Source organism: Nitrospirillum iridis, from assembly GCF_014205765.1.
GTDB lineage: Bacteria > Pseudomonadota > Alphaproteobacteria > Azospirillales > Azospirillaceae > Nitrospirillum > Nitrospirillum iridis.
Genome location: NZ_JACIIZ010000006.1, coordinates 25,156 through 51,895 on the forward strand (window position 1 = coordinate 25,156; position 26,740 = coordinate 51,895).

The 26,740-nt window shown below is 68.9% G+C and carries 23 protein-coding genes; 17 read left to right on the forward strand and 6 right to left on the reverse strand.

What is annotated here, in order from left to right; genetic code table 11:
• Window positions 1-55: 55 nt before the first annotated feature.
• The 5 genes from FHS74_RS11800 to FHS74_RS11820 all read left to right on the forward strand — a co-directional run bounded on the left by FHS74_RS11800 (window position 56) and on the right by FHS74_RS11820 (window position 5,319).
• Window positions 56-412, forward strand: a complete 357-nt coding sequence (locus tag FHS74_RS11800; protein ID WP_184800645.1) for a hypothetical protein — start codon at window positions 56-58, stop codon at window positions 410-412.
• Window positions 413-448: 36 nt separating this feature from the next.
• Window positions 449-1,258: a DUF2145 domain-containing protein gene (locus FHS74_RS11805; RefSeq protein WP_184800647.1), complete on the forward strand. Its 810-nt coding sequence runs from the start codon at window positions 449-451 to the stop codon at window positions 1,256-1,258.
• Window positions 1,259-1,512: 254 nt separating this feature from the next.
• A complete protein-coding gene (locus FHS74_RS11810; protein WP_211106245.1) occupies window positions 1,513-2,442 on the forward strand; it encodes a TolB family protein in 930 nt (309 codons plus the stop codon).
• A 63-nt stretch (window positions 2,443-2,505) separates the two neighbouring features.
• Window positions 2,506-4,392, forward strand: coding sequence for an ABC-F family ATP-binding cassette domain-containing protein (locus tag FHS74_RS11815; protein ID WP_184800649.1), 1,887 nt, complete (start codon window positions 2,506-2,508; stop codon window positions 4,390-4,392).
• A gap of 255 nt (window positions 4,393-4,647) precedes the next feature.
• On the forward strand, window positions 4,648-5,319 hold the full coding sequence (locus tag FHS74_RS11820) for a class I SAM-dependent methyltransferase (RefSeq protein ID WP_246463077.1): 672 nt from the start codon (window positions 4,648-4,650) through the stop codon (window positions 5,317-5,319).
• A 59-nt stretch (window positions 5,320-5,378) separates the two neighbouring features.
• Here FHS74_RS11820 and FHS74_RS11825 read toward each other — a convergent pair whose 3' ends face one another.
• Window positions 5,379-6,308 carry a LysR substrate-binding domain-containing protein gene (locus FHS74_RS11825; protein ID WP_211106246.1) on the reverse strand — a complete coding sequence of 310 codons (930 nt, stop codon included), beginning with the start codon at window positions 6,306-6,308 and terminating at the stop codon, window positions 5,379-5,381.
• 131 nt (window positions 6,309-6,439) lie between these two features.
• On the opposite strand from FHS74_RS11825, the gene FHS74_RS11830 reads away from it, so the two are divergent.
• Both FHS74_RS11830 and FHS74_RS11835 read left to right on the forward strand, forming a co-directional pair.
• Entirely contained in the window at window positions 6,440-6,913 is a 474-nt protein-coding gene (locus FHS74_RS11830; protein WP_184800651.1) for a RidA family protein, read from the forward strand.
• Between the two features lies 1 nt (window position 6,914).
• Window positions 6,915-8,132: an aminotransferase class V-fold PLP-dependent enzyme gene (locus FHS74_RS11835; RefSeq protein ID WP_184800653.1), complete on the forward strand. Its 1,218-nt coding sequence runs from the start codon at window positions 6,915-6,917 to the stop codon at window positions 8,130-8,132.
• Here the strand turns inward: FHS74_RS11835 and FHS74_RS11840 are convergent.
• The gene (locus FHS74_RS11840) at window positions 8,129-8,917 is read right to left on the reverse strand and encodes an SDR family NAD(P)-dependent oxidoreductase (protein WP_246463078.1); all 789 of its coding nucleotides are present in this window, start codon (window positions 8,915-8,917) and stop codon (window positions 8,129-8,131) included. The genes FHS74_RS11835 and FHS74_RS11840 overlap by 4 nt on opposite strands.
• 245 nt (window positions 8,918-9,162) lie before the next feature.
• Between FHS74_RS11840 and FHS74_RS11845 the strand changes: the two genes are divergently transcribed.
• On the forward strand, window positions 9,163-10,032 hold the full coding sequence (locus FHS74_RS11845; RefSeq protein WP_184801193.1) for a YicC/YloC family endoribonuclease: 870 nt from the start codon (window positions 9,163-9,165) through the stop codon (window positions 10,030-10,032).
• 11 nt (window positions 10,033-10,043) lie between these two features.
• Window positions 10,044-10,706, forward strand: coding sequence for a guanylate kinase (gene gmk / locus FHS74_RS11850; protein WP_343066915.1), 663 nt, complete (start codon window positions 10,044-10,046; stop codon window positions 10,704-10,706).
• A gap of 66 nt (window positions 10,707-10,772) precedes the next feature.
• Here the strand turns inward: gmk and FHS74_RS11855 are convergent, their stop codons facing one another.
• Window positions 10,773-11,669: a hypothetical protein gene (locus tag FHS74_RS11855; RefSeq protein WP_184800657.1), complete on the reverse strand. Its 897-nt coding sequence runs from the start codon at window positions 11,667-11,669 to the stop codon at window positions 10,773-10,775.
• A 94-nt stretch (window positions 11,670-11,763) separates the two neighbouring features.
• Entirely contained in the window at window positions 11,764-12,702 is a 939-nt protein-coding gene (locus FHS74_RS11860; RefSeq protein WP_184800659.1) for a GlxA family transcriptional regulator, read from the reverse strand.
• Window positions 12,703-12,837: 135 nt separating this feature from the next.
• Between FHS74_RS11860 and FHS74_RS11865 the strand changes: the two genes are divergently transcribed.
• On the forward strand, window positions 12,838-13,644 hold the full coding sequence (locus FHS74_RS11865; protein ID WP_184800661.1) for an SDR family NAD(P)-dependent oxidoreductase: 807 nt from the start codon (window positions 12,838-12,840) through the stop codon (window positions 13,642-13,644).
• A gap of 42 nt (window positions 13,645-13,686) precedes the next feature.
• Here FHS74_RS11865 and FHS74_RS11870 read toward each other — a convergent pair whose 3' ends face one another.
• Window positions 13,687-16,140 (reverse strand): penicillin-binding protein 1A, encoded by a 2,454-nt coding sequence (locus tag FHS74_RS11870; protein WP_211106247.1) that lies wholly within the window; start codon window positions 16,138-16,140, stop codon window positions 13,687-13,689.
• A 146-nt stretch (window positions 16,141-16,286) separates the two neighbouring features.
• A complete protein-coding gene (locus tag FHS74_RS11875) occupies window positions 16,287-17,630 on the reverse strand; it encodes an N-acetylmuramoyl-L-alanine amidase (protein ID WP_184800663.1) in 1,344 nt (447 codons plus the stop codon).
• Between the two features lie 723 nt (window positions 17,631-18,353).
• On the opposite strand from FHS74_RS11875, the gene FHS74_RS11880 reads away from it, so the two are divergent.
• The 7 genes from FHS74_RS11880 (at window position 18,354) to FHS74_RS11910 (ending at window position 26,680) form a co-directional block, all read left to right on the forward strand.
• Window positions 18,354-21,608, forward strand: coding sequence for an Rne/Rng family ribonuclease (locus FHS74_RS11880; RefSeq protein ID WP_184800665.1), 3,255 nt, complete (start codon window positions 18,354-18,356; stop codon window positions 21,606-21,608).
• 119 nt (window positions 21,609-21,727) lie between these two features.
• On the forward strand, window positions 21,728-22,360 hold the full coding sequence (pncA, locus tag FHS74_RS11885) for a bifunctional nicotinamidase/pyrazinamidase (protein WP_184800667.1): 633 nt from the start codon (window positions 21,728-21,730) through the stop codon (window positions 22,358-22,360).
• A gap of 148 nt (window positions 22,361-22,508) precedes the next feature.
• The gene (locus FHS74_RS11890) at window positions 22,509-23,273 is read left to right on the forward strand and encodes a glycosyltransferase family 2 protein (RefSeq protein WP_246463079.1); all 765 of its coding nucleotides are present in this window, start codon (window positions 22,509-22,511) and stop codon (window positions 23,271-23,273) included.
• A gap of 3 nt (window positions 23,274-23,276) precedes the next feature.
• On the forward strand, window positions 23,277-23,612 hold the full coding sequence (locus FHS74_RS11895) for a lipid-A-disaccharide synthase N-terminal domain-containing protein (protein ID WP_184800669.1): 336 nt from the start codon (window positions 23,277-23,279) through the stop codon (window positions 23,610-23,612).
• 56 nt (window positions 23,613-23,668) lie between these two features.
• Window positions 23,669-25,501, forward strand: a complete 1,833-nt coding sequence (locus FHS74_RS11900) for an ArnT family glycosyltransferase (RefSeq protein WP_184800671.1) — start codon at window positions 23,669-23,671, stop codon at window positions 25,499-25,501.
• Entirely contained in the window at window positions 25,498-26,193 is a 696-nt protein-coding gene (locus FHS74_RS11905; protein ID WP_184800673.1) for a phosphatase PAP2 family protein, read from the forward strand. Before FHS74_RS11900 ends, FHS74_RS11905 begins: the two co-directional genes overlap by 4 nt.
• A 19-nt stretch (window positions 26,194-26,212) precedes the next feature.
• Window positions 26,213-26,680 carry a RidA family protein gene (locus FHS74_RS11910; RefSeq protein WP_184800675.1) on the forward strand — a complete coding sequence of 156 codons (468 nt, stop codon included), beginning with the start codon at window positions 26,213-26,215 and terminating at the stop codon, window positions 26,678-26,680.
• Window positions 26,681-26,740: the final 60 nt, after the last annotated feature.

Sequence of the window (26,740 nt, forward strand, 5' to 3'; positions counted from 1 at the left end):
TTCATAATCCGTATATAAATTTGAACGTTGTTCAATTCTAGCTCCGGAGCGACAGATGTCAAAAATCAAAATCACTGGCTTGGCGGGCGTCGGACTTTTCGCCGCCATCGCCGTCACAGGCTGCGCTGGCGGCAACTCGAATGCCGGTGTCGCCATCAAGCAGGCATCGCAGGCGGGTGGACTGGCAAGCGCCAGCACGGCGCATGCCGTCGTCGCCTCGGGACAGGCGGTCTTAGGCGCGGCTTCCGTCCCCTTGGCGATAGGCGGCGCTGTACTTGGCGACGTCGGTGGCGCGAGCGCAACCGTGGCGAGGGCATCAGCGCACGCAGCCTCGGCGCCAACCGGAAAGGCGCTGCCTGTTACCGATCAGACGATCACCGTCATTCCCCCCGACCGCGCGTTGGAAAAGTAGTTCCGCATTTCAGATGCGTTGGCCATGGAGAGGCAAATGGTGGGATTTTGGGCGAGGGCTTTTGTCCTCCTTTGTATTTCCGCATCAACCATCTCGAAAGCCGATGCGGCCGGCCTGAGCGCAAGTAGCCGTGGCGCAACCGACGAGAGTCATTTTAGACCGGCTGAACTCGCGACCTTCGCAAAGAAGGTTGAGAGAGAGCTCGCGGCAACGGGAGTCCGCGTGGCAATCGTCGGCAGGGTCGGGGTGCCGCTTGATCAGGTTCCGGAAGGCTTTCACTACTCCCATGTCGGATTTGCCATTTACTCTCAAATAAAGACAAAAAGCGGGGACACAATTCCCGGATATGCTATGTATAATTTATATCAGGATGACAAACATCCAGATGTCAGCAATCTTGTACAAGATTATCCGCTCGATTTTTTCTCGGGTATCCAATCCCTCGATGCTGGCGTCATCATACCATCGGACGAGCTACAAAGCCGTATCCTGGGCATCATAACGTCACCGACCTACGCTGCTCTGCATGACCCCCATTACTCGATTATCGCTAACCCATATAACCTTGGTCGGCAGAACTGTACGGAGTTTGTGCTCGACGTCTTGATGGCAGCGATTTACAGGACCGACAACATCGCCCAGATCAAAGCGGCGGAAAACGCCTATTTTAGAGCTCAGCCGGTCACGGTGAGCCCGTTCAAACTCTTAGTCGGGTCGATGTTCATGCCCGGGGTATCCACCTCGGACCAAACCGAGGCGCCCGTCACCGCGACATTCGAGCGTATTTCCGACTTCTTGCGCAAATATGACGCAGGATCCCAAGAATTCACCGTTCTATCAGACTGAAATCTATCACCTGACTGCAAATACGATCCGGTGCCTGGCTAATACTCCCGCCGCTGCCGAGCGCTAAAATCCCTAACATTAGAAAATCTGCCAATTCTCACGCAGCCAGGGATCGAATTGGCTGCTTTTTATTGGCCACCCGCAGGCGGCGGCGAGATGCGCCTGGATTGCCGGATTGATTGTGCCCCACACGAACGGCAAGATGAAACCGCCCCGGCCGCGACGCGGCTTCCCCCATGCCCCATGAGAGCCGAATGAGACTTGGTCGCCACGTCGCGTATGTCCCCGTCGTCCTCAGCGCCCTGATGGCAAGCTGCGTCGGCGCGATGGCGAACCCGGGAGCCGAACGGGTGGTGCACTGGGCGCCGGCCGGTGTCGCGTCGGACCAATATGAGTCGCATCCAGCTTTCGATCCCCTGACCGGCGACCTCTATTTCGTGCGCAGCACCCCGCAGTTCCGCGGGTGGCGCATCCTCTACAGCCACTGCACCCCCTCCGGCTGGAGCCCGCCGCAGGACGCCCCCTTCGCCGGCGACGGGGTGGAGGCCGACCCCTGGTTTTCACCGGATGGGCGCACCGTGTGGTTCATATCCAACCGCACGACCGACGGCATACACCGGGAGGACCTGGACATCTGGCGCGCCGACCGCGACGCCGACGGCCATTGGGGGCAGCCCGTAAGGCTGCCGGCACCGATCAATTCGACGGGATATGAATGGTTCCCCCGCCCGGCCCCCGACGGCTGGCTCTATTTCGGATCCGACCGGCCCGGCGGTTTCGGCAAGACCGACATCTGGCGCGCCCGACCCGACAACCAGGGCGGCTGGACGGTTGAGAACGCCGGCCCCGCCCTGAACGGGCCGGACGATGAGTACGAGGCCTTGCCCTCACCGGACGGCCAACGCCTGGTGCTGATGGCGGAAAACGCGGCGGGGGACGTGCGCACCCTGTATGAAAGCCACAAGACCGGCCAAGGCTGGTCGCCGCGCCGCCAGCTTGGACCGGAGGTGAACGCGACCGGCTCCGAAATCGGCGCGCTGTTCTCGCCCACCGGCCGGACATTGATGTTCGCGCGGGATCTGCACGGAAGCCAAAGCGGGGAGTTCTTCGTCTGGCGCCGCCCGGCGGATACGGGCGGCGGGGTGGAGGACTGGCCGCCGGCCTGCCCGGCGGCACCCCCCTGACACCCCACCCCCTCTCAGGCCGCCCCTTTCAGGCCGCCCCACGCCCATGCTAAGAGGGCGGCCATGCTGACCATCACCGACCTCACCTATCGCATCGCCGGCCGGACCCTTTTGGACCAGGCCTCCGTCGTCGTTCCCAAGGGCCACAAGGTGGCCCTGGTGGGACGCAACGGCACGGGCAAGTCCACCCTGTTCAAGCTGATCGCCGGCGAACTGCACCCCGACGGCGGGGAGATCAGTCTGCCGGCGGGCCTGCGCATGGGCATGGTGCGGCAGGAGGTGCCGGCCGGCTCCACCAGCCTGCTCGACACGGTGATGGCGGCGGATACCGAACGCACGGCCCTGCTGGCGGAGGCCGAGACCGCCACCGACCCCGCCCGCATCGCCGACATCCACACCCGCCTGGCCGACATCGGCGCCCATTCGGCGGAGGCGCGGGCGGCGCAGATCCTGTCCGGCCTGGGCTTCGACGCGGCGGCGCAGCAGCGGCCCTGTTCCGATTTTTCCGGTGGCTGGCGCATGCGCGTGGCGCTGGCCGGTGTGCTGTTCACCCAGCCCGACCTGCTGCTGCTGGACGAGCCCACCAACCATTTGGACCTGGAAGCGACGGTGTGGCTGGAGAGCTATCTCAAGAACTATCCCCACACCATCCTGCTGATCAGCCATGACCGTGAACTGCTGAACAAGGTGCCGACCACCACCATCCACCTGGACCAGCAGAAGCTGACATCCTACAGCGGCGGCTATGACCAGTTCGTGGTGGTGCGGGCGGCCAAGCTGGAGAACCTGAAGGCCCAGTCGGTCAAGCAGGAGGCCCAGCGCCGCCACATGCAGGACTTCGTGGACCGCTTCCGTGCCAAGGCCAGCAAGGCCAAGCAGGCGCAAAGCCGGCTGAAGGCGCTGGAGAAGCTGGGCCCCGCCATCACCGTGCTGGAGGAGCACCGCACCCGCTTCGATTTCCCCTCGCCCGAACCGATGCCGCCGCCGCTGATCAACATGGACAACGCGGTGGTGGGCTATGGCGACAAGGCCATCCTGCGCAACCTGAACCTGCGCATCGACCCGGAGGACCGCATCGCCCTGCTGGGCGCCAACGGCAACGGCAAGTCCACGCTGGTCAAGATGCTGGCCGGCCGGCTGGACGCCATGGGTGGGGAGGTCCGCCGCTCCTCCAAGCTGAAGGTGGGCTACTTCGCCCAGCACCAGGCGGAGGAGCTGACCCTGGGCTGGACGCCGGTGCAGCAGACCCAGGCCGCCATGAAGAACGCGACCGAGCAGCAGGTGCGCAACCATCTGGGCCGCTTCGGCTTTCCCCAGCTGAAGGCCGACACCCTGATCCGCGACCTGTCGGGCGGCGAGAAGGCGCGGCTGCTGTTCGCGCTGATGAGCCGCGAGGCGCCGGGCATCCTGCTGCTGGACGAACCGACCAACCACCTGGACATCGACAGCCGCGAGGCGCTGGTGGAGGCCATCAACGGCTACCGGGGCGCCGTCATCCTCATCAGCCACGACCCGCATCTGGTGGAGCTGACGGCCGATCAGCTGTGGCTGGTGGCCGATGGCACCTGCAAGCCCTATGATGGCGACCTGGACGAATACCGCGCCTGGCTGCTGGACCAGCGCCGGGGCGACAGCGCCCCACGGGACGCCACGCCCGCGGCATCGCGTGATCGCAAGGAGGAACGCCGGGCGGCGGCCGAATTGCGCCAGCAGCTGGCCCCCCTGCGCCGCAAGGTGGAAGACGCGGAGAAGCGCATGGCGCAGCTGGGCGCCAAGAAGACCAAGCTGGACGAGAAACTGGCCGACCCCGCCCTGTATCAAGGCCCCAAGGAGGCCGTGACCAAGCTGCAGATCGAGCTGGGCCAGGTGCAGAAGGACCTGGAGACGGCGGAGGAAACCTGGCTGATCCTGTCGGAGGAGTACGAACAGGCCATGGCCGCCGGGGCGTGATTCGGCCCGGGAACCGGCCCTGCGCCCCTGCGTCGCACCCCGGCCCTTGGACCAAATCGGAAATTGCGTAACGGAAACCGGGGTGTAACACACCCGTCATTGCAAAACGGGGCGCTGCGTGCCATCTCTGCCCCTATGTTCCGTGCACGCACTTGTTTCGGGGGCCCCCGGCCCCTGAGTACCGATCTGGACAGCCCTACGCCCCATCGTGGGTGCGCCACCGCTGGAATGCCGATGCTGAGGAACGCCTAAGCCATGCCGACCGACCGCGCCGAGACGACCTTGAACGGCAAGAAATTCGCCGCGCGGGGAACCGCAAAGAACGGCCACCCGCGCGGGCATGGCCCCCGCCCCCACAGCCCGGCCCAGGAGAACCCCGCCTGGCTGTTCTTCCGTCGTTGGGCCGCTAACCCCGTCTCCATCGCCTCCATCACCCCATCGGCCCCGTCGCTGGGCCGGCTGATGGCCCGCCATGTGCGGCGGGAGGCTGATGAGATCGTGGTGGAATATGGTGGCGGCACCGGCGCCATCACCCGGGCCCTGCTGGAATCGGGCATCCCCGCCTCGCGCCTGTTCGTCATCGAGCGGGACAAGGAGCTGCACGCCTATATGGCGGCGAAGTTCCCCACCGTCACGGTGCTGCACGGCGACGTGAAGGACGTGCGCAGCCTGCTGCCCCCGCAATATCTCGGCAAGGTCGGCACCATTGTCTGCGGCATCCCCATGATCCTGATCCCCATCGAGGCCCAGCGCCAGATCATCGACGAGGCCTACGCCGTGATGCCCCAGGGGCGCCAGTTCCTGGCCTTCACCTATTCCCTGCGCTCCCCCCTGCGCCGGCAGGCCCTGACCCTGACGGGCAAGCGTCTGGGCTGGGCCATGTCCAACATCCCGCCGGCGGCGGTGTGGGGCTATACCAGGTCCTAATTTGCCTTCCGCTCCGGCCGGCCCCAAAAGGTCCGGCGGCCGCCGTCGCGGCCTGGAATTCAGACGGGGGGAGCCACAAGGGGGGCGGCCACCTCCGCGGTGATCCAGTCCATGAAGGCCGTCATGGCCGGCGTGCACGTCCGCGCCTCGGCCCAGACCAGCCAGTGGGCGACGCGGGGTGTTTCCACCAGAATGCCGGGGAACAGCCGCACCAGCAGCCCCGCCCGGATGCGATCCTCGATCAGCAGCGCGCGCCCCATCGCCACGCCCTGGCCGTCCACCGCCGCCTGCAAGACGATGTTGTAGTCGGTCAGCTGCAGGGTGCGGGCGCCCCGCAGATCTAGCTGCGCCGCCACCGCCCAGGCGTCCCATTCGAACGGGCGGAGCGTGAACAGCAGCGGATGGGCCAGCAGGTCCGCCGGCACCCGGAGGGGCGGCCCCCGGCGCAGCAGGTCGGGGCTGGCCACCGGCGCCAGGCGATCCATATGCAGCAGGCGGCCCACCAGCCCGTCCCCCGGCTGCGGACCGGGGCCGTAGCGGATGCCGATGTCAGCCGCCCCGCCGGCCACGTCCACCCGGTCCAGCGTCGGGTCCAGGGTCAGATCGATGTCCGGATGGGCGGCGGCGAAGCGGGCCAGGCGCGGCGCCAGCCAATTGGCGGCGAAGGATGGCACCATGCTGACCTTCAGCGCCCGGCGCGCCGCCTGCCCCCGCACATCGCGCGTGGCGCCGGCGATCAGGTCGAAGGCCTGGCACACCACCGCCAGGTAGCGCGCCCCCGCTGTCGTCAAGGTCACGCCCCGGGCGTGGCGGATGAACAGGGCGACGCCCAAGCTATCCTCCAGCTGGCGGATATGATGGCTGACGGCGCTCTGGGTGATCAGCAACTCCTCCCCCGCCTGGCGGAAGCTCAGCAGACGGCCGGCGGCTTCGAAGGCGCGCAGGGCCGGCAGGGGCGGAAGGGTGGCGGACAGGCGCATGAACGCCATTGTAGCCAGGCACCGACCCATGAGCCAGATCGATCACCGCCCCCGGCCTCTTTGAATTAGCCAGGGGTTGGGTGGGCCGGCATGCTGTCTCCCGAACGAATGAATTGCGCCATCAGGGAATCGCCGCCGCCATGTCCGCCACCACGCCCCCGGGCAGCATCACCGGAAAGGTCCACGCCCTGGGCCTCACCCTCCCCCAGCCGTCCGGCCCCGGCGGCAATTATGTCTCCACCACCAGGATTGGCCCCCTGCTGTTCGTGGCGGGACAGATAGACCCCGCCGCCGCCTTGGGACGGCTGGGGGACACCGTGTCGGTGGAAGACGGCGCGCGCGCCGCCCGGGCGGCCGCTCTCAACATCATCGCCCATGTCGTCAAGGCGGCGGGCGACGACCTGGCCGCCGTGCGCCGGGTGGCCAAGCTGACCGTCTTTGTCGCCAGCACGCCGGACTTCACACAGCAGCCGCTGGTGGCCAACGGCGCGTCGGATCTGCTGGTGGCGGTGTTCGGCGATGCCGGCCGGCACGCCCGCTCCGCCGTCGGCGTCGCGGCCCTGCCCCGGGGGGCGTCGGTCGAGGTCGAGGCCATCGTCGAGCTGTCGGTGTGAGATGACCGGACTGACGGACGACCAGATCGAGGGCTTGCGGGCCGACACGCCGGGCTGCGGCCCAGACCATGTCCACTTCAACCACGCCGGTGCCAGCCTGCCCTCCCGCCAAACCCTGGCGGCCATCACCGACCATCTGCGTCTGGAGGCCCGCCTGGGCCCCATGGAGGCGGGGGCGCTGGCGGCGGAGGGCGTGGCCAAGGCCCGCGCGGCGGCGGCCACCCTGCTGAACGCCGCCCCGGGGGAGATCGCCTTCGCCACCGGCGGGTCGGTCGCCTGGGGCATGGCGGTGGCGAGCCTGCCCCCCTTGCGCGCCGGCGATCGCGTCCTGGTCGGCCGGCAGGAATGGGGCGGCAACCTGACCACCCTGCACGACAAGGCGGCCCGCGCCGGCGCGACGGTGGAGGTCATCCCCAGCCTCGAGGATGGGCGCGTCGATGCGGACGCCCTGGCCGGCCTGATCGACGACCGTGTGCGGCTGGTCAGCCTGACCTGGGGGGCGGCCAACAGCGGCCTGGTCAATGACGCGGCGGCGGTGGGCCGGGTGACGCGGGCGGCCGGCGTGCCCTATGTCATCGACGCCGCCCAGGTGGTGGGCCAGATCCCGGTGGACGTGGCGGCCCTGGGCTGCGACATGCTGAAGGCACCGGGCCGCAAGCATCTGCGGGGGCCGCGCGGCACCGCCCTGCTGTATGTCCGCCACGACTTCCTGGACAAGGTCGCGCCCGCCTGGCTGGACGTGCAGTCAGCACCCTGGAATTCCCCTTGGGGGGCAGACCACAGCCCGGTATCGCCCCGCGACGACGCCCGCCGGCTGGAATCGGCGGAGGCGTCCGTGGCCTTGCTGCTGGGCCTGGGGGCGGCCTTGAATCTAGCGCTAGACCTGGGCGTGGCCGCGATCCGCGCCCGCATCCACCATCTGGCCCAGGAACTGCGCGCCCGCCTGGACGCCATTCCCGGTGTCACCATCCGTGATATCGGCGATCCCGAAACCCGCAGCGGCCTGGTGTCCTTCACCGTTGACGGCCTGACGGGGTCGGCTGTGCGGACCCGGCTGGCGGACCAGGGCCTGACGCTGGGCGCCAACGGCGTGCCCTACACCCCCCTGGACATGACGGCCCGCGGCCTGACGGAGATCGCCCGCGCCTCCGTCAGCTACCTGACGAGGGAGGGTGAACTGGACCGGCTGGCCAACGCCGTGGCCGGGCTGACGCCTTAAGCCTTGCGCGGCGCCTGGGCCAGTAGGGCGTCCGTCCACCCCGGTGGCAACACGCCCAGCAGCCAGGACACGGCGTAGGTCGGCCAGGGGAAGGCGATGCGCGCCCGGTTGGCGGCCAGGCCGTGGACAACGATGCGTGCGGCCTTGTCCGCGTCCATCAGGAAGGGCATGGGGAAGGTGTTCACCGCCGTCATGCGGCTGCGCACGAATCCGGGGCAGATGACGGAGACCCGCACGCCCTTGCCCATCAGCTCCCCCCGCAGGCCCTCGCCATAGGAGCGGACCGCCGCCTTGGACGCGCAATAGGCGGGTGCCCCTGGCATGCCGCGGAAGGCGGCCAGGGAGGACATGAGCGCCAACTGCCCCCGCTTGCGCGCCACCATGCGGGGGATCAGGGGGTGGATGGTGTTCAGCACGCCCTCGATGTTGACGGCCAGGATGCGGCGCGCCTGTTCCTCCGTCTCGCCCAGCATGCCCTCGCCACCCCCGCCGGTGCCGCCGGAAATGCCGGCGTTGGCGATGGCGAGGTCGATGGGCACACCGTCATCGGCCGCCTGGATCCAGGCGCTGAGCGCCGGGCGGTCCAGCACGTCCAGTGCCGCCGCCGTCACCCGGGCGCCCTTGGCGCGCGCGGCCTCGGCCACGGCGTCCAGCCGGCCCTGGTCCCGCCCCGTCAGCCACAGCTGACGTCCCGGCACCGCATAGGCCAGGGCCAAGGCCTCGCCGATGCCGCTGGAGGCGCCGGTGATCAGAATACTGTTCGGCGACTGCAACCCGTCCCCCATCGCTCGGTCCCGTCCGGCGGGCCCACCCCGTCAAGGATCACCGTCCCCGTGGCCCGCCCCACGGTGTTGTGACCCTCGCTTGTTTGTGGCCGCCGCCACGGGCTATAACCCTTGGCACTCAGACGATGCAGCATGTCTCGCCGCCGGTCCAGCCGGCAGCGTGGGCCCGATGCCTCCGTCCCCCGTCCTTCTCCCTCACCCTCATGGGGACCCGCCCTTTGACCAAGCCCTCCCCCATCGCCAGCATGACCGGCTTCGCCCGCGCGGAAGGGGCGGCCGGCGCCGCCTCGTGGATCGTCGAGGTGAAAAGCGTCAACGGCCGCGCGCTGGATCTGCGCACCCGCCAGCCCTCCGGCCTGGACGGCGTTGAAGCCCTGGCCCGCGCGGAGGTGAGCCGCCTGATCCGCCGCGGCAACATCACCCTGAACGTCAACGTCAGCCGCACGGCCACCACCGCCCCCTTGCGCCTGAACCGCGACTTCCTGGCCCAGGTGCTGGAACTGGCCCGCGAGATCGAGGGGGCCGGCGCCGCCCCACCCCGGCTGGATGCCCTGCTGGCCATCCGGGGCGTCATCGACACGGGCGAGGAAGCGGAACAGCCGGAGGATCGCGCCGCGCTTGAGGCCGCCATCGGCAAGACCGTGACCCAGGCCATCCTGGCGCTGTCCACCGCCCGCCTGGCCGAAGGCGCCCGCCTGGTCACCGTGCTGGCCGGCCATCTGGAGGAGATCGCCTCGCTGACCGAGGCCGCCGCCAACACGGCGACGCTGCAGCCGCAGGCCCTGCGCGACAAGTTGAAGGCCCAGGTCCAGGCCCTGCTGGAGGCGGTGCCCGCCCTGCCGGAAGAGCGCCTGGCCCAGGAAGCGGCATTGCTGATCGCAAAGGCCGACGTGCAGGAGGAACTGGACCGTCTGCGCGCCCACATCGCCCAGGCCCGCGACATGCTGGCCGAGGGGGGTGCCGTGGGCCGCCGGCTGGACTTCCTCTGCCAGGAATTCAACCGCGAGGCCAACACCCTCTGTTCCAAGTCCGCCGACGTGGAACTGACCCGCATCGGCCTGTCGCTGAAGGCGACGATCGAGCAGTTCCGCGAACAGGTCCAGAATATCGAATGAGCACGCCGCCGATGACCACCGACACCCCGTCCCCCGCCCTGCACCCCTACATGCACCGCCGTGGCCTGATGCTGGTGCTGTCGTCGCCGTCCGGCGCCGGCAAGACCACCATCGCCCGCCGCCTGCTGGAGCAGGACGCCGAGCTGACCATGTCGGTCTCCGCCACCACGCGCGCCAAGCGGCCGGGCGAGGTGGCGGGCGTGGACTATCACTTCACCGACCTGACCGAGTTCGACCTGATGGTGAACCAGGGCAGGCTGCTGGAATACGCCAAGGTGTTCGACAACTATTACGGCACCCCGCGTGAGCCGGTGGAACAGGCCCTGGCCGGCGGCCGCGACGTGCTGTTCGACATCGACTGGCAGGGCACGCAGCAGCTGAAGGAAAAGGCCCGCGACGACCTGGTCAGCATCTTCATCCTGCCGCCCTCGGCCCGTGAGCTGGAACGCCGCCTGACCAGCCGCGCCCAGGACAGCCAGGCCGAGATCGCCAAGCGCATGAGCAAGGCGTCCAACGAGATGAGCCACTGGGCCGAGTACGACTACGTCATCATCAACAACGACGTCGACAGCTCCGTCGCCAAGGCCCACGCCATCCTGACGGCCGAACGCCTGGTGCGCCGCCGCCAGGTAGGCCTGTCGGAATTCGTGAAGGGGCTGCAGGCGGGGGTGTGATGCCCAATCGCGACTAGGCGAGGCCGCCCCACGTATCACGTTGGGCGGCCAATCCCCGGAAATCGCTTAGAACGACACGCGGCCGGTGAAGATCCAGGCGTGGTCCAGGGTCGGCGTCAGGGCCGGTTCGCGCTGCAGCGTGGGTGACACCGCGAACTGGTAGCCGAAGCCGAAATTGGCCTTGGAGTGGCCCCCCAGGGGGAAGCGGCCGAAGATGATGCCGGGGGTCAGCAGCACCTGGTTCTTGCCGTCGCGCAGGCCGCCGGCCCAATAGGTGTCGTTCACCTCCAGCTCCGGCCAGAAATAGTCGGCGACATGGTATTGGAAGGTCACGTTGGTCGCGACCGCCTTGCCGATGGTGTCCTCATGCGCCATGGGCAGGGCCACGCCCACGGTTCCCTGGACGTCGAACCGGCCGAAGCCCTTGCCGGCGGCCAGGGTGGGTGTCACCAGCCAGGCGTTGTTGGTGAAGGCCTTGATGCCGGTGGGCGCCTGGAAGCCCAGGAAGGCGGTGACGATGTAGTCCCCGCCCCAAGCGTGGTCCGGGTCGGCATTGGCGGACAGCAGGCGCTGCTTGACCAGCAGCACGGGATCGTCGCCGAAGCCCTGCACCGGCTTGACGTTGGAGCGCACCTGGTAGGGCGGGATGTTCAGCACCACCTCGGTGGTGGCGGTCGGGATCAGTTCCAGCCCCTTGCCGCCCCCGTAGTTGCGCACCATGGCGCCCGTGCCCTGGTACTGGTTCAGCTGGTCGAAACGGAATTCCTGCTCCAGCCGGGGCGTCACCGTCACCAGCGGCGTCACCCAGCCGGGCTGGCTGGACTGCGCCTGGTCAACGTGGGCGTACCAGTTAACGAAATACTCGCTGATGGCGTCGGTGGCTTCGGCCTGGGCCGTACCCACCAGGGCTATGGAGACAAGAAGGCTTGACATCACCAGGCCAGCGATAGCGTGACGGATCATGATGAGGGCTTCCTTACGGGATTTTCGTTATGTTCTCCCGTATATATCGGACCTCATCACCAGACCGATTAAATTACGTTTTAATCGGACACTCTCAGGCGCTGAGGCGGGCCGCCCGCTGGAAGGCCTGGGGCGGCTGGCCAAAGGCGCGCAGGAAGGCGCGGCGCATGCGTTCCCGGTCGCCGAAGCCGGTTTCGCGCACGATGATCTCCATGGGGTGGCGCCCCTCCTCCATCAGCACCCGGGCCGCCTCCAGCCGCAGGTTCTCCACCGCCTTGGCCGGTGACTGGCCCGTCTCGGCATGGAATGCGCGGCTGAACTGCCGGGGGCTCAGATGCGCCACCTCCGCCAGGCGGTCCACCGACAGGTCTTGCTTCAGGTTTTCCCGGGCGAAGCGCAGGGCGGTCTGGATGCGGTCGGACCGGGGCTCCAGTTCCAGCAGGGCGGAGAACTGCGATTGCCCGCCGGGCCGGCGGTGATAGACCACCATCTTGCGCGCCACGGCGCGGGAGACATCGGGGCCCACATCAGCCTCCACCAGGGCCAGCGCCAGGTCGATGGCGGCGGTCATGCCGGCGGAGGTCCAGATCGGGCCGTCCTGGGTGAAGATGCGGTCCTCCTCCATCCGCACGCGGGGAAAGTCCCGCTGCAGGGCGCGCGCGACCATCCAGTGGGTGGTGGCGCGCCGCCCATCCAGCAGACCGGCCTGGGCCAGGATCAGGGCGCCGGTGCAGATGCTGGCGGTGCGACGGGAGACGCGGGCCGCCGCCCCGACCAGGTCCACCAGGCTGGCCGGCGCCGGCCCCATCTCCAACGCCCCCGCCACCATCAGCGTGTCGTACGCCAGGTCGCCGGGCGCGTCGGTCTCCACCGCCACGCCGGCGGAACTGACCACCCGGCCCCCGCCCTCCGACAGCAGATGCACCTCATAGATCGGCCGCCCGGCCAAGCCGTTCGCGACCTCGAACACCGTGGCCACCACCAGGTCCAGGATCTGGAAACCGGGGAAGACGACAATGCCGACGCGCTTCATGGGATTCTCCTGGTCACGGCACGGATTGATGTCTCAAAAGGTGGCATGAATGACATTCAGGCCAAGACCCTGCGCGCCTATCCTTCCCTTGTCAACGCCGGCACCCCGCCGGCGGATGGAAAAGGGACCCGGATCATGAGCACCATTTCTTCCTCAAAGGGGACGGCCGTCGTCACCGGCGCCTCCTCCGGCATCGGCGCGATCTATGCCGACCGCCTGGCCCGCCGCGGCTATGACTTGATCCTGGTGGCGCGCAACGCCACCCGCCTGGCGGAGCGCGCCCAGCGTCTGGCGGCGGAAACCGGCCGCAATGTCCAGGTGCTGGCTGCCGACCTGACCAAGGCCACCGACCTGCGCGCGGTCGAGGCCCGGCTGCGGGAGGATGCCAGCATCACCGCCCTGGTGAACAACGCCGGCGTCGGCGCCGCCGGCCCCCTGCTGGACACCGACGTCGACGCCATGGAGGCCATGATCCAGTTGAACGTGACGGCGCTGACCCGCCTGACCTACGCCGCCGTGCCGGGCCTGGTGAAGCGCGGCGGTGGCTTGGTGATCAACATCGCCTCCATCGTCGGCATCGCCCCGGAGATGCTGAACGGCACCTACGGCGGCACCAAGGCCTTCGTCCTCGCCTTCACCCAGTCACTGCACCATGAACTGGCGGGTAAGGGCCTGCGCGCCCAAGCCGTGCTGCCCGGCGCCACCCGCACGGAGTTCTGGGATGTCGCCGGCGTGCCGGTCGATCATCTGCCGCAGGAGATCGTCATGTCGGCGGAGGAGATGGTGGACGCCGCATTGGCCGGGCTGGACCAGGGTGAACTGATCACCATCCCGGCACTGCCCGACGCCGCCGACTGGCAGGCCTATGAGGCCGCCCGCCAAAAGCTGATGCCCAACCTGTCGCGCAGCGAAGCGGCGGCGCGGTTCAAGCCGGCGGCGTGAGCCTGTTCACCTGAAAATGGGCGGGCGCCGGCACCAGAGGCGCTAATAGACCGTGCCGGTCCCCGTCCCCATCTGATTGTTCTGCTGCTGGGCGGCGGGCGCGGCCTGCACCCAGACGCTGCCGCCGTCACCGCCATCCAGCACGCCTTCGCTGCCCTTGGGCTCGGTGCCGGGGATGAAGGCTTCCCAGATGGCGCGGCGGTCGCCCGGTTCGGCCAGGCGGCCGTTTTCGGGGTTCACGCGCACCAGGCGCACCCCCGGCGGCACGCGGAAGGGCAGCGAGGGCTTGTCGGCCAGCGCCGTCTCCATGAACTCCTTGAAGATGGGCACGGCGACTGAGGCGCCCGTCTCATGATCGCCCAGGGAGCGCGGCTGGTCATAGCCGGTGAAGACACCGAACACCAGGTCGGGGGAGAAGCCGACGAACCAGGCGTCCTGGCTGTCGTTGGTGGTGCCGGTCTTGCCCGCCAGGGTCTTGCCCAGCACCCGCAACTGCGCCGCCGTGCCCCGGTCCACCACCCCCTGCAGAATGTTGACGATCTGGTAGACGGTGCGCGGGTCCTCGATCTGCTCGCGCGTGTCGGGCACGTCGGGCACCGCGCCCACGTCGGCGGCGGCGTCCACGGAACCGGGCGTCAGCTGGCAGCCCTCGCAGGCGCGCTGGTCGTGGCGGTAGATGGTCTTGCCGGTGGCGTCCTGCACGCGGTCGACGAAGGTGGGGGTGATGCGCTTGCCGCCATTGTCCAGCATGGCATAGGCGGTGGTCAGCTTCAGCACCGTGGTCTCACCCGCACCCAGCGCCATGGACAGTTCCGGCGCCAGATGGTCGCTGATGCCGAACAGCTTGGCCTCATTCACCACCGCCTGCATGCCGATGTTCTGCGCCAGGCGCACGGTCATGACGTTCCGCGACTTCTCGATGCCCACGCGCAAGGGTGTGGGGCCGTAGAACTGGTCGGTGTAGTTGCTGGGGCGCCACTTCTCCTGCCCCGGTCCCTGCTCCAGCGAGAAGGGCGCGTCCAGCACCAGGCTGGACGGGGTGAAGCCCCGGTCCAGCGCCGCCAGATAGACGAAGGGCTTGAAGGACGAACCGGGCTGGCGGTTGGCCTGCGTCGCCCGGTTGAACGAACTGATGCGGGCGCTGAAGCCGCCGCTCATGGCCAGCACGCGACCGGTGCGCGGGTCCATGGCGACCACGGCGCCCTGCAGCTCGGGGATCTGGCGCAGGGCGTAGATGCCGGGAATGGGCGCCGGCTCTTCCGCCTTCTGGCCTTTCGATGCTGGCTTGGCCTCGGACATAGCGGGCTCGACCAGGATCAAGTCACCGGCCGTCAGCGCGTTGGCGCGCTTGGCCCAGCGGACGTCGGCCGCCTGCAGCCGGCCCTGGGCGCCGTCCTTCAGGCCCAGGGCGGCCTCCTCGCCATCGGCCTTCAGCACGACGGCCAGTTGCCAATGCTCCCCACCCGCGGGCAGGGTGGCCTTGGCCAGCTGGTCCTGCCAGTTGGCCGTGCTGTCGAGATGGGCCACGGGGCCGCGCCAGCCCTTGCGCCGGTCAAACGCCTCCAGCCCATGGCGCAGGGCCTCCACCGCCGCCTTCTGCAACTTGGCGTCCAGGGTGGTGCGGATGGACAAGCCGCCTTCATAGAGCTTGGATTCGCCGTAGACGGACAGCAGCTCGCGCCGCACCTCCTCCACGAAGTAGTCGGCATCCACCTGGTCGCCGGCGTGGCGGTCGCGGAATTCCAGGGTGCGGGCCTGCGCCTCCTTGGCCTCCGCCGCGGTGATGTAGCCATCCTCCGCCATGCGCCCCAGGACGTAATTGCGGCGGGCCACGGCGGCGTCATGGAAACGGTCGCGGTAATAGCGGTCCGGCGCCTTGGGCAGGGAGGCGAGGAAGGCCGCCTCATCAACCGTCAGCTCATCCAAGGACTTGTTGAAGTAGTTCAGCGCCGCCGCCGCCACGCCGAAGGAGCGGTTGCCCAGGAAAATCTCGTTCAGGTACAGCTCCAGGATGCGGTCCTTGGACAGCGCCTCCTCAATCCGGTAGGAGAGGATGGCTTCCTTGATCTTGCGGACGTAGCTGACCTCGTTGTTCAGCAGGAACAGGCGCGTCACCTGCTGGGTGATGGTGGAGGCGCCGATGGGCCGCCGGTCCTGGCCGACACGCTCCACATTGGTCGCCATGGCGCGGGCGATGGCCAGCCAGTCCACGCCGCCATGTTGATAGAAATTCTGGTCCTCGGCCGAGACGAAAGCCTGGCGCACGCGCTTGGGGATCAGGCTGATGGGCACGAACACCCGCCGCTCCGCCGCGAACTCCGCGATCAGGCGGCCATCGCCGGCCTGCACCCGGGTGGCCGTGGGCGGCTGATAGTCCACCAGCTGGTGATAATCCGGCAGGTCGGCGGCGTAGTGGCGATAGCCCAGGTACAGGCCGACGCAGCCCGCCCCGGCCAAAATCAACAACAGCACCAACAGCTTGACGAGAATGCGCATGGAACCGACCGACACCCGCAGGCGATAGGGACAAAAGACGGCGGCACCCTAGCAGGAAGCGCCCGCCCTGTCGCCGTCCGGCCGGCGGCGGCGCGCATGCCCCAGGCGCACGACTGCCTTCAGCACCCTGCCCCTGTGACTATGGCTTATTTGCGGGAGGTGGCGCGGCGCGGCCCGAAATACCGGTCGATGGCCCGCACCAGATCGGTGGCGAAGCGGCGGCGGTGGCCGTCCGTCGTCAGCAGGCGGGCATCCACGGGGTGGGACAGATAGCCCATCTCCACCAGGATGGCGGGCACATCCGGTGCCGTCAGCACGGCGAAGCCGGCGGAGCGCAGGGGCGAATTCAGCAGCGCGATGTCACGCCCCACGCTGTCCACCACCAGGTTGGCCAGGCGGCGCGACTGGTTGCGGGTGTCGCGCTGCGCCAAATCGATCAGGATGGTCGCCACCTGTTCGCTCTGGTCCGCCAGATCCATGCCGACGATGGCATCGGACCGGTTCTCACGCTGCGCCAGCATATCGGCCTCGCGGTCGGTCGCCTTGTCGGACAGGGTGTAGACCGACAGGCCGCGCACCGGCCGCCCCACGACAATGTCGGCATGCAGGGAGATGAACAGGTCGGCCCCCAGCGCGCGGGCCTTGGCCGGCCGGTCGCGCAAGGGGATGAAGACATCGCTGTCGCGGGTCAGCGCCACACGATAGCGGCCAGTCGCCTCCAGCGCGCGGGCCACCGCCCGGGCCATGGCCAGGGTGATGTCCTTTTCATGATCACCGTTCACGGACGTGGCGCCGGGGTCATCGCCGCCATGCCCCGGATCCAGGACGATCAAGGGCGTGCGGTCGCGCAAGGTGGGCTTGGCCCCGGGGGCCGGGGGCACCATCATGACCGGCGCCGCCTTGGGCGGGGGTGGCGGCTCGGGCGCCTGGTTGGACAGGGACGCGTTGGGAAGGGGTGCGGGCAGCGCCCCCATGCGGCTGGCGGCGGGAACGACGGCGCCACCCGACGCGGGCGTGTCCGGCACCGGCGTTCCCGGCAGCAGGGCGATATCCTTTTCCTCAGACCGCGCGGGGGGCGGTGGAAGGGAGGGACTGGCCACGGCCGCCATCAGGCTGCCCAGGTCGCCATGGGCCAGATCCAGCACCAGGCGCGGCGGGTGGCCATCGCGTGCCGGCAGGAAATCGGCGTTGGCCACGCGGACGGGGCCATCGGTCTCCAGCACCACCTGGGCGGCGCCCATCAGGCTGTTGCTCATGCGCACGGCCTTGACCAGCCCACGTCCGCCGCCGGGCAGCGCCGCCTGCCACGCCACCGCCGGCAGGTCGATGACCACCTGGGTCGGGCTGACCGATGTCGCCACGCGATAGTCGGTGCGCTCACTCATTTCCAGGACGAAGCGGGTCATCTCCCCCTGAAGGCCCAGCCGCACAGCCAGGACGGCGCTACGCTTGGGCGAGGAGGGTACCCGCAGCACCTGGGCCTGGGCCATGTCCACGGTGCCCAGGCTGCCGGCTGAAACCGGGGATGAAAGGGTGAGGCCGGCCAGACCGAGGATGGCCGCAAGGGCGGCCGTCCGGGCCGCTGCCCGCGTCCCCCGGCATCCCAAGAACAACCATGGTCGGCGCCCAAAGGCGGGCAAGACAGGATCCCCCCGAACCGAACGAGACGAGCCTCAGTACGGGCGGTTATACCGCCCTTGAATCAATCGCTTCAAGCATGATCATCAGATCTTGCCTAAGAAACGGCGGAGAACCGCCACCCCCGGGGCGGCGGCGGGACCAGGATGCGACATCCGTGTCATGCCCCGCCCCAACGGGTGCGATTCTTTCATTGTAGTATGGGGACACCCGTGTTTATCTTGAATTGCGACAACCAGCATCCTGGCCCGCCCCTCCCCGGGGCGGGGGGCGTCGCTCCCGGTTCCCCGTGTTACAGCCAGCCAAGTCCGCTGCGATACGGTCCGAGGGTGGGACGCCTGGAAGGATGCTCGGTCCTGTGAAACCACGAAGCTGGCGTTGGCCCTCCATTGGTACGGGGCCGGTGCCAGGTTCCGGTCGCCCGCCCCCCCGCTGGCCGCTTCCTGGAAGCGCCGTTTCGGGGTGTTCTTCCCAAGGCGGCGATGGGGGCCCGATGCTTCGGCTATAAACGGTGGCACACCGGTGGGTTCGTCCGTCGCGCGGACCCCGCCGTCCCTGTGCCATGAGGATAAAAAATGGCCAAGCGTATGCTTGTCGACGCGACGCATCCGGAGCAGACCCGGGTCGTCGTCCTTAATGGCAACAAGCTCGATGAGCTTGATTTCGAAATCGCCAGCCGGAAGCAGCTGAAGGGCAATATCTATCTTGCCAAGGTGATCCGGGTGGAGCCGTCGCTGCAGGCGGCCTTCGTGGAATATGGCGGCAACCGCCACGGCTTCCTCGCCTTCTCTGAAATCCATCCCGACTATTACCGCATCCCGGTCGCCGACCGCGAGGCCCTGATCCGGGAACAGGAAGAGCTGGAGCGCGAGCGCGAAGCCCTGGAGCATGAGGAGGAGGAGGCCCTGCACGCGGCGGAGCATCCGCCCCTGCTGGAGGCCGGCGCCTCCGCCGCCCCGACCTATGAGCCCACCGAAGCGTCGGCGGCCGTGGCCGACGAGGTCGGCGCCCATGAGACGGTCGCCACCGACCTGGTGGTGCCCCAGGGCCATCCCGAGGACGCCTACGTCCCGGCCGCCCAGCCCCTGAACATCGAGCAGCCCTACATCACCGAGGAACTGCCGGTCGAGGCCACGAGCGGCGACGCCGATGGCGAGACGGCCGAGTTCACCGAGGGTGAGGATTACGACGCCGACTATAACGGCGGCGACTACCAGGGCGGTGACTACAACGGCGAAGGCGACGAGGGCGAAGCCCACGAAGGCGAAGCCGCGGAAGGTGAGAGCGCCGAGGGGGCGAACAGCCGCCAGGGTGGCGATGCAGGCCGCCGTCATCGCGGCCGCCGCGGCCGTCGCGGTCGCGAGCGGGGTGACCGCGCGCCGCAGGAAAGCGGTAACGCCGAAGCCGTGCACGCCGAGGGTGAGGGCGAGGAACGCCGCCGTCCCCGCTCCCTGCGGTCCTACAAGATCCAGGAAGTCATCCGCCGCCGGCAGATCCTGCTGGTGCAGGTGACGAAGGAAGAGCGCGGCACCAAGGGTGCGGCGCTGACCACCTACCTGTCCCTGCCCGGCCGCTACTGCGTGCTGATGCCCAACACCCCCCGGGGCGGCGGCATTTCGCGCAAGATCACCAACCCGCAGGACCGCAAGCGCCTGAAGGAGCTGCTGGAAGAGCTGGACATCCCGAAGGGCATGGCCGTCATCCTGCGCACCGCCGGCATGGAACGGTCCAAGCAGGAGATCAAGCGCGACCTTGAGTACCTCATGCGGCTCTGGGACAACATCCGCGAGCAGACCATGCAAGCGGTGGCGCCGTCGCTGATCTATGAGGAAGCGAACCTCATCAAGCGGTCGATCCGCGACCTCTACGCCAGCGACATCGACGAGGTCCATGTGGAAGGCGAGGCGGGCTACCGCACCGCCAAGGACTTCATGCGCATGCTGATGCCCAGCCACGCCAAGAAGATCCAGGCCTACACGGACGATATTCCGCTGTTCCACCGCTTCCAGGTGGACGCCCAGATCGACGCCATGTTCAACCCGGTGGTGCAGCTGCGCTCCGGTGGCTACATCGTCATCAACCAGACGGAAGCCCTGGTCGCCATCGACGTCAACTCCGGCCGCGCCACCAAGGAGCGGAACATCGAGGAGACGGCGCTGCGCACCAACCTGGAGGCCGCGGAGGAAGTGGCCCGCCAGCTGCGTCTGCGCGACCTGGCCGGCCTGATCGTCATCGATTTCATCGACATGGAGGACGGCCGCAACAACGCCGCCGTCGAGAAGCGCCTGAAGGAGGCCATGAAGGCCGACCGGGCGCGCATACAGCTGGGTCGTATCTCGCCCTTCGGCCTGATGGAGCTGTCGCGTCAGCGCCTGCGCCCCAGCCTGCAGGAAATCAACTTCGAACGCTGCCCGCACTGTGAAGGCACCGGCATGGTCCGGTCGCTGGAGAGCGCCGCCCTGGCCGTGCTGCGCGCCATCGAGGATGAGGGCATCCGTCGCCGCTCCACCGAGATCACCGTGACGGCCGCCAGCGCGGTCACCTTGTACATCCTGAACCAGAAGCGCGACGCCCTGACGGCCATCGAGCGCCGCTACAGCTTCCGCGTCTTCCTGTCGGCCGACGACAGCCTGGTGCCGCCGGATCACCGTCTGGAGCGCATCCGCGCCCGCACGGCCGCCGACGACGCGCCCGCCGCCGCCGTCAGCGCCGAGCGGATCTACGCCGAAACCGACCGCGCGCTGGAGCACGTGGACGAAGTGGAGGACGAGGTCGCCGAGGAGGAGGTCGAGGAGACCTCGACCGAGGCCGCGAATGGCGAGGGCAGTCCGCAGGACCGCCGCCGCCGCCGTCGCCGCCGCCGTGGCGGCCAGGAACGTCCCGAGGGCGTGCCCCAGGTCGCGGAAGCGACTGAAGGGGAGCAGCCCGCCGCCGAGGCCGAGTTGGCCGGTGGCGAGGACGCCGATGGCGAAGGTGCCGAGACCGTCGAAACCGCCGACGCGGGCGACAGCGATCTGGACGCCAATGGTGAGCGCAAGAAGCGCCGGCGCGGCAAGCGCGGCGGCCGCCGGCGTGGCCGCCATGGCGCCGAAGGCGCGAACGGTGAGGATGGCGAGGACGGTGACGTCGCCGCCGAGGGTGCCGAGGAAGCTGGCGACGCTGGTGAAGATGTGACCGCCCCGGCGGAAGCGATCGAAGCCGCCGCCGACGTGCCGGTGCCGGCGACCGAACCGGTGGTTGAGGCCCCGGCGACGGACGCCGACGCCGCACCGGCCGAGGCTGTCGCTGCCGAAGCCCCGGCTGCCGAAGCTGCGGTAACGGAAGCCGCTGTGGCGGAAGCCACCCCGGTCGCCGAGGAAGCGCCGGCCAAGCCCAAGCGCGCCACCCGCAGCCGCAAGAAGGCCGCCCCCGCCGCTGAGGAAGCCCCGGTGGTGACCGACGGCGAGGCCACGCCGGCCGAAGCGCCGGTTGCGGACGCCGCCCCGGCCGAGTCGGTCGCGGAGGAAGCGCCGGCCAAGCCCAAGCGCGCCACCCGCAGCCGCAAGAAGGCCGTCCCCGCCGCCGAGGAAGCCCCGGTGGTGACCGAGGCCTCGGTCGAGGCTGTCGTCGAGCCCACCCCGGTTGAACCCACGCCCGTTGAACCCACGCCCGTTGAACCCACGCCGGCCGCCGAGCCGGTGGCGGTGGAACCGGCGGCCGCCGAGACCGCCCCTGTGGCGGCACCCGAGGCGGCACCGGCGGACGAGACCCCGGCGGTCCATCCGGCGGTTGAGCTGAACCCGACGGTGGAGCAGCCCAAGAAGGGCTGGTGGAACCGTATCCTGAAGTAAGCGCCGTGTGGCCTTGATCCCAAGGCCCCGATGCGACGGACAAGCCCCCTCAGTCTTCGGATCGAGGGGGCTTTTTCATGTATGCTCTCCCCGTCCCTCTCCCCGCGCCAGGCCACCCCATGCCTACCGACAGCGACGCCCTGATCCTGATCGACATCCAGAACGACTTCTGCCCGGGTGGCGCGCTGGCGGTGGCGGACGGCGACGCGGTGGTGACACCCGCCAACACCCTGGCGGCCCACTTCGGCATCGTCATCCTGACCCAGGACTGGCACCCCGCCGGCCATCACTCCTTCGCCAGCGCCCACGCGGGCAAGCGGCCCTTCGACGTGGCGGAACTGGCCTACGGCCCCCAGGTGCTGTGGCCCGACCATTGCGTCCAGGGGACCGCCGGCGCCCAGTTCCATGCCGGCCTGGCCCCGGCGGTGGACAGGGCGCAACTGATCGTGCGCAAGGGCTTCCGTCCCACCATCGACAGCTACTCGGCCTTTTTCGAGAATGACCGGGTCACGCCCACCGGACTTTCCGGCGCGCTGCGCGACCGGGGCGTGCGCCGGGTGTTCCTGGCTGGCCTCGCCACCGACTATTGCGTGGCCTACTCCGCGACCGACGCGGCACGCCTGGGTTTCGAGGCGCTGATCGTGGAAGAGGCCTGCCGCGCCATCGACCTGGACGGCTCCCTCGCCGCCGCCCGGCGCGACTGGATGGCGGCCGGGGTGAAGGGCGCCACCGTGGCGGAGGCCTTGGCATAGGCGCCGAACGATGAGCCGGCGCGCCGTTCAAGGCGCCCCGCCGCAAGGCACCCCTGCCCCCTGCGGCCGGCGACGGCAGGCCGCCCTTGTTGACGCTGGCGGCAAACTGTAGCTTTCTGCCCCGAATGATCCCCGGGGCGCCTCAACCATGGCGGCGACCCGGCCTTGTCTGTTGCCCTTCGTGCCCGAGGTGATGGGTTTGCGCTACACCATCCTGATTTCCGTCCTGAACGAGCAGGGCAACATCCTGCCGTTGCTGGAAGAATTGCAAGCCGTCGCCCCCTACCCCGGCGAGTACGAGGTTCTGTTCGTCGATGACGGCAGCACCGACAACACGCCGGTGGAGTTGCAGCAGGCCAAGGCCAAGTTCCCCTTCGTGCGCGTCATGCGCCACGGCACCCGGGCCGGCAAGAGCCGCGCCATCCGGACGGGCTGCCACGCCGCCAAGACCGACTGGATCATGATGGTCGATGGCGACATGCAGAACGACCCCCGCGACATCGCGCCCATGCTGGCGGCGGTGGAACGCGACCCGGAGGTGAAGGTGGTCTGCGGCATCCGCCGCCGGCGGGACGACACCCTGGCCAAGAAGATCACCTCGCGCCTGGGCAACGGCATCCGCCGGTCGCTGCTGCGCGATGGCTGCCCGGACACGGGCTGCGGCTTCAAGCTGGTGCACCGCGCCGCCATGCTGGAATTGCCGCAGTTCGACGCCATCCACCGCTTCATCCCCACGGTGGCCACATACAGCGGCTGGAAGATGGCCAACGTGCCCATCAACGACCGCAAGCGTCACGCCGGCCGGTCGAAGTACACCAATTTGGGTCGGGCGGCGGTGGGCTTCTTCGACCTGCTGGGCATGCTGTGGATGCTGCACCGGAACACCATGCCCGGCACGGCGCGGGAGGTCTGATCCATGGTCTGGGATCACATCGCGCAGTTCCTGATGCACTGGTGGCAGGAAGCGTTGGGCAAGAACGGCTGGATCGCCGCCTTCGGCCTGTTCGGCCAGGCGATGTTCATGTCCCGCTTCATCGTGCAGTGGATTTCCAGCGAGCGCGCCCGGCGCAGCGTCGTGCCCGTCGCCTTCTGGTATTTCAGTCTGGCGGGCGGCAGCCTGGTGCTGTTGTACGGCCTGCTGAAGCCCGACCTGGTGATCATCGCCGGCCAGTTGCCGGGCCTGGTGGTCTATGCCCGCAACCTGCACCTGATCCATAAACACAAGCGCACCGAAACCGCCGCCGCGACCTGACGCCCGGCGCCTCCGGGGCCGCCCCCGGGACGCATGTCCCCAAAGACGCGAGTCCGATGACCGATACTTTCCGCCCCGCCGTCCTGCGGCCCGTGCACTATGTGATCCTGGCGCTGCTGGCGCTGGCGACCTTCCTGCCCGGCTTCACCACCATCCCGCCCTTCGACCGGGATGAAAGCCGCTTCGCCCAGGCGACACGGCAGATGCTGGAGACGCACGACTTCGTCTCCATCCGTTTCCAGGACGAGGCGCGCAACAAGAAGCCGGTAGGCATCCACTGGCTGCAGAGCGCCACGGTGACGGCGGTGCAGGCCATCACCGGCGACACCAATCCCGAGACCACGCCCATCTGGGCCTACCGCCTGCCCTCGCTGATTGGCGCCGTCGTCGCCGTGCTGCTGACCGCCTGGGCGGGGCAGCTGCTGTTCGGCGCCACCGCCGGTTTCGGCGCCGCCCTGCTGATGGCGGTCAGCGTGCTGCTGGGTGTCGAGGCGCGCATGGCCAAAACCGACGCCGTGCTACTGGCCACGGTGGTGGCGGCCATGGGCGCATTGGGCCGCATCTATATGGACCGGCGCAAGCCCATCCCCCCCACCTGGGGCCTGACGCTGACCTTCTGGGTAGCACTGGGCGTCGGCATCCTAATCAAGGGGCCGGTCATCCTGCTGCCCGTGCTGGGCAGCATCATCACCCTGGGCTTCGCCGACCGCGACTGGTCCTGGCTGAAGGGCCTGCGCCCCCTGCCCGGCCTGGCCATCGTGTTGGCCATGGTCCTGCCCTGGGCCATCGCCATCGCCATCGCCACCAAGGGCCAGTTCTTCGCCGACGCCATCGGCCATGAGTTCCTGGGAAAGGTGAATTCGGGCCAGGAGAAGCACGCGGGCCCGCCGGGCTATTACCTCATCACCTTCTGGCTCAGCTTCTGGCCGGGCAGCCTGCTGGTGGGCCTGGGTGCTGCCTGGGCCTGGCGCCGCCGGCATGACGACGCCGTGCGCTTCTGCCTGGCCTGGATCGTGCCCACCTGGCTGATCTTCGAGGCGGTGGCGACCAAGCTGCCCCATTACGTCCTGCCCACCTTCCCGGCCCTGGCCTTCCTTGGCATGGCGGCCCTGTTGTCGCGCATCGACGCCAAGGCGGCGGCCGAGCGGGCGGCCAACCGCAACCTGCCGCGGGAGGAGCGCAAGCCCGCATTGGCCGGCCGCATCGGCCGCTGGGCCGTCATCGTCCTCTACCTGCTGATCACCCTGGCGGTGGCCATGCTGGGTGCCGGTGCGCCCCTGCGCCTGGAGGGCACCAACCTGCCGGCGGGAATCGTCGCCGGCGGCCTGGCCCTGGCCACCGGCATCGCCTTCGTGGTGCTGGAGCGCATCGGCTGCGTGAAGCGGCTGACGCTGGCCGTGGCCGCTGGTGGGGCCCTCAGCCTGATCAGCATCCTGGGCCTGGTCATGCCCAGCCTGAAGGCCATGTGGCTCAGCCCCGCCATCGCCCAGGCCGTGGCCGACCACCGCCTGTGCCCCACCACCGTGCTGGCCGCCGCCGGCTATACCGAGCCCAGCCTGGTCTTCCTGGCGGGGACCAAGACCAAGCTGGGTGAGCCGGACATGGTGGCCAACCACCTGGCCGACGATCCGTCCTGCGGCCTGGCCCTGGTGCGCGACAAGGAAGAACCCGCTTTCGCCGCCCAGTTGGCCGCGCGCGGCCTGGCGCCGGAGTTGATCAAGCACTTCCGGGGCTTCAACTACTCCCGGGGTAATTGGGCCAACCTGGCGCTCTATCGCGCGGGCGCGCCGGTGAACGCCCCGGCCCCCGCCGCGGAACCGCCCGCGGTGGAACCACCCCCTGCGGAACCGCCCGCCGCCACGCCGGCGCCGGCGACGCCGCAGCCGTGACCCGGCGGCGGTTGCGCGCCGCCCCCTGGATCCTGGCAGGGGGCGGCTTCCTGCTGGTGGAAGCGGTCCTGATGGTATGGGTCGATCGGCCCTTCACCCTATGGGCCGCCACCCTGCCGGCCGGAATCAAGTCCCTCAGCCACCGGCTGACCCTGGCGGGCGACAGCCTGTACAGCCTGCTGCCGCTGGGCCTGGGGGCCATTGCCCTGATGACCGCCCGCGCCCAGGCGGAAGGGGTGCAGCGCGAACGCCTGGGCCGCTGGCTGACCATGGTGGCCTTCGTCTTCCTGGCTGTGGCCCTGTCCGGCCTGGCGGTGGACGCGGTCAAGGCGGTGGTGGGCCGCCCCCGGCCCCAGGTCTTCCTGGCCGAGGGCGACTATCTGCCCCAGCCCTTCCACATGGGCTTCCGTTACTACTCCTTCCCCTCCGGCCACGCGAACACGCTGGTGGCGCTGGCCCTGTCCGTGGGCGTCCTGTGGCCGCGCGGGCGCCTTCCCCTGCTGTTGGCGGCATTGGCCCTGGCCACGACGCGGCTCTGGGTCGGCGCCCACTATCCGTCCGACGTGGTGGCGGGGGCGGTCCTGGCGGCCCTGACCACCAGCCTTTTGCGCGATCGTTTCATACGCCGCGGCTGGCTGCCGGCACCGGATGGCGTTATGGTCCCGGCCGAGGAATCGCGGCAACAATCTTGACCTACCCCAGGAGGAAACCATGGCTGGCCAAATCGACGCCCGTCTAAAGGAACTCGCCATCGAGTTGCCGACCCCGGCCATTCCGGTGGCGGCTTATGTCCCGGCCGTACGCACCGGCAACACCCTGTTCCTGTCCGGCCAGGTGCCGTTCTGGAACGGCGAACTGCGCTGCGTCGGCAAGCTGGGCGACACCTTCACCGTGGAACAGGGCGTGGAAGCGGCCCGGCTGTGCGCCCTGAACCTGATCGCCCAGGCCAAGGCCGCCCTGGGTGGCGACCTGGACCGGGTGGTGCGCGTGGTGAAGCTGGTGGGCTTCGTCAACTCCACCGGCGACTTCACCGACCAGCCCAAGGTCATCAACGGCGCGTCGGAGACCTTCGTCCAGGTGTTCGGCGACGCCGGCCGCCACGCCCGCTCCGCCGTCAGCGCCTCAGCCCTGCCCCTGGGCGTGGCCGTCGAGGTCGAGGCCATCCTGGAAGTGGCGTAAGGCCGCATACCAGTCCGCCCGCCCTTGTTAAATTCCGGCCGACACCCGACTATTGAAGCA

Coding starts and splice junctions, on each gene's coding strand:
- FHS74_RS11855 (WP_184800657.1), bottom strand. CDS start 11,669: ATGATCCGTCACGCTATCGCTGGCCTGGTGATGTCAAGCCTTCTTGTC.
- FHS74_RS11830 (WP_184800651.1), top strand. CDS start 6,440: ATGTCCGCCACCACGCCCCCGGGCAGCATCACCGGAAAGGTCCACGCC.
- FHS74_RS11810 (WP_211106245.1), top strand. CDS start 1,513: ATGAGACTTGGTCGCCACGTCGCGTATGTCCCCGTCGTCCTCAGCGCC.
- FHS74_RS11875 (WP_184800663.1), bottom strand. CDS start 17,630: ATGGCCCAGGCCCAGGTGCTGCGGGTACCCTCCTCGCCCAAGCGTAGC.
- FHS74_RS11865 (WP_184800661.1), top strand. CDS start 12,838: ATGAGCACCATTTCTTCCTCAAAGGGGACGGCCGTCGTCACCGGCGCC.
- FHS74_RS11825 (WP_211106246.1), bottom strand. CDS start 6,308: ATGGCGTTCATGCGCCTGTCCGCCACCCTTCCGCCCCTGCCGGCCCTG.
- FHS74_RS11835 (WP_184800653.1), top strand. CDS start 6,915: ATGACCGGACTGACGGACGACCAGATCGAGGGCTTGCGGGCCGACACG.
- FHS74_RS11890 (WP_246463079.1), top strand. CDS start 22,509: ATGGCGGCGACCCGGCCTTGTCTGTTGCCCTTCGTGCCCGAGGTGATG.
- FHS74_RS11860 (WP_184800659.1), bottom strand. CDS start 12,702: ATGAAGCGCGTCGGCATTGTCGTCTTCCCCGGTTTCCAGATCCTGGAC.
- FHS74_RS11910 (WP_184800675.1), top strand. CDS start 26,213: ATGGCTGGCCAAATCGACGCCCGTCTAAAGGAACTCGCCATCGAGTTG.
- FHS74_RS11870 (WP_211106247.1), bottom strand. CDS start 16,140: ATGCGCATTCTCGTCAAGCTGTTGGTGCTGTTGTTGATTTTGGCCGGG.
- FHS74_RS11820 (WP_246463077.1), top strand. CDS start 4,648: ATGCCGACCGACCGCGCCGAGACGACCTTGAACGGCAAGAAATTCGCC.
- FHS74_RS11815 (WP_184800649.1), top strand. CDS start 2,506: ATGCTGACCATCACCGACCTCACCTATCGCATCGCCGGCCGGACCCTT.
- FHS74_RS11845 (WP_184801193.1), top strand. CDS start 9,163: ATGACCGGCTTCGCCCGCGCGGAAGGGGCGGCCGGCGCCGCCTCGTGG.
- pncA (WP_184800667.1), top strand. CDS start 21,728: ATGCCTACCGACAGCGACGCCCTGATCCTGATCGACATCCAGAACGAC.
- FHS74_RS11895 (WP_184800669.1), top strand. CDS start 23,277: ATGGTCTGGGATCACATCGCGCAGTTCCTGATGCACTGGTGGCAGGAA.
- FHS74_RS11900 (WP_184800671.1), top strand. CDS start 23,669: ATGACCGATACTTTCCGCCCCGCCGTCCTGCGGCCCGTGCACTATGTG.
- FHS74_RS11880 (WP_184800665.1), top strand. CDS start 18,354: ATGGCCAAGCGTATGCTTGTCGACGCGACGCATCCGGAGCAGACCCGG.
- FHS74_RS11840 (WP_246463078.1), bottom strand. CDS start 8,917: ATGGGGGACGGGTTGCAGTCGCCGAACAGTATTCTGATCACCGGCGCC.
- gmk (WP_343066915.1), top strand. CDS start 10,044: ATGACCACCGACACCCCGTCCCCCGCCCTGCACCCCTACATGCACCGC.
- FHS74_RS11805 (WP_184800647.1), top strand. CDS start 449: ATGGTGGGATTTTGGGCGAGGGCTTTTGTCCTCCTTTGTATTTCCGCA.
- FHS74_RS11800 (WP_184800645.1), top strand. CDS start 56: ATGTCAAAAATCAAAATCACTGGCTTGGCGGGCGTCGGACTTTTCGCC.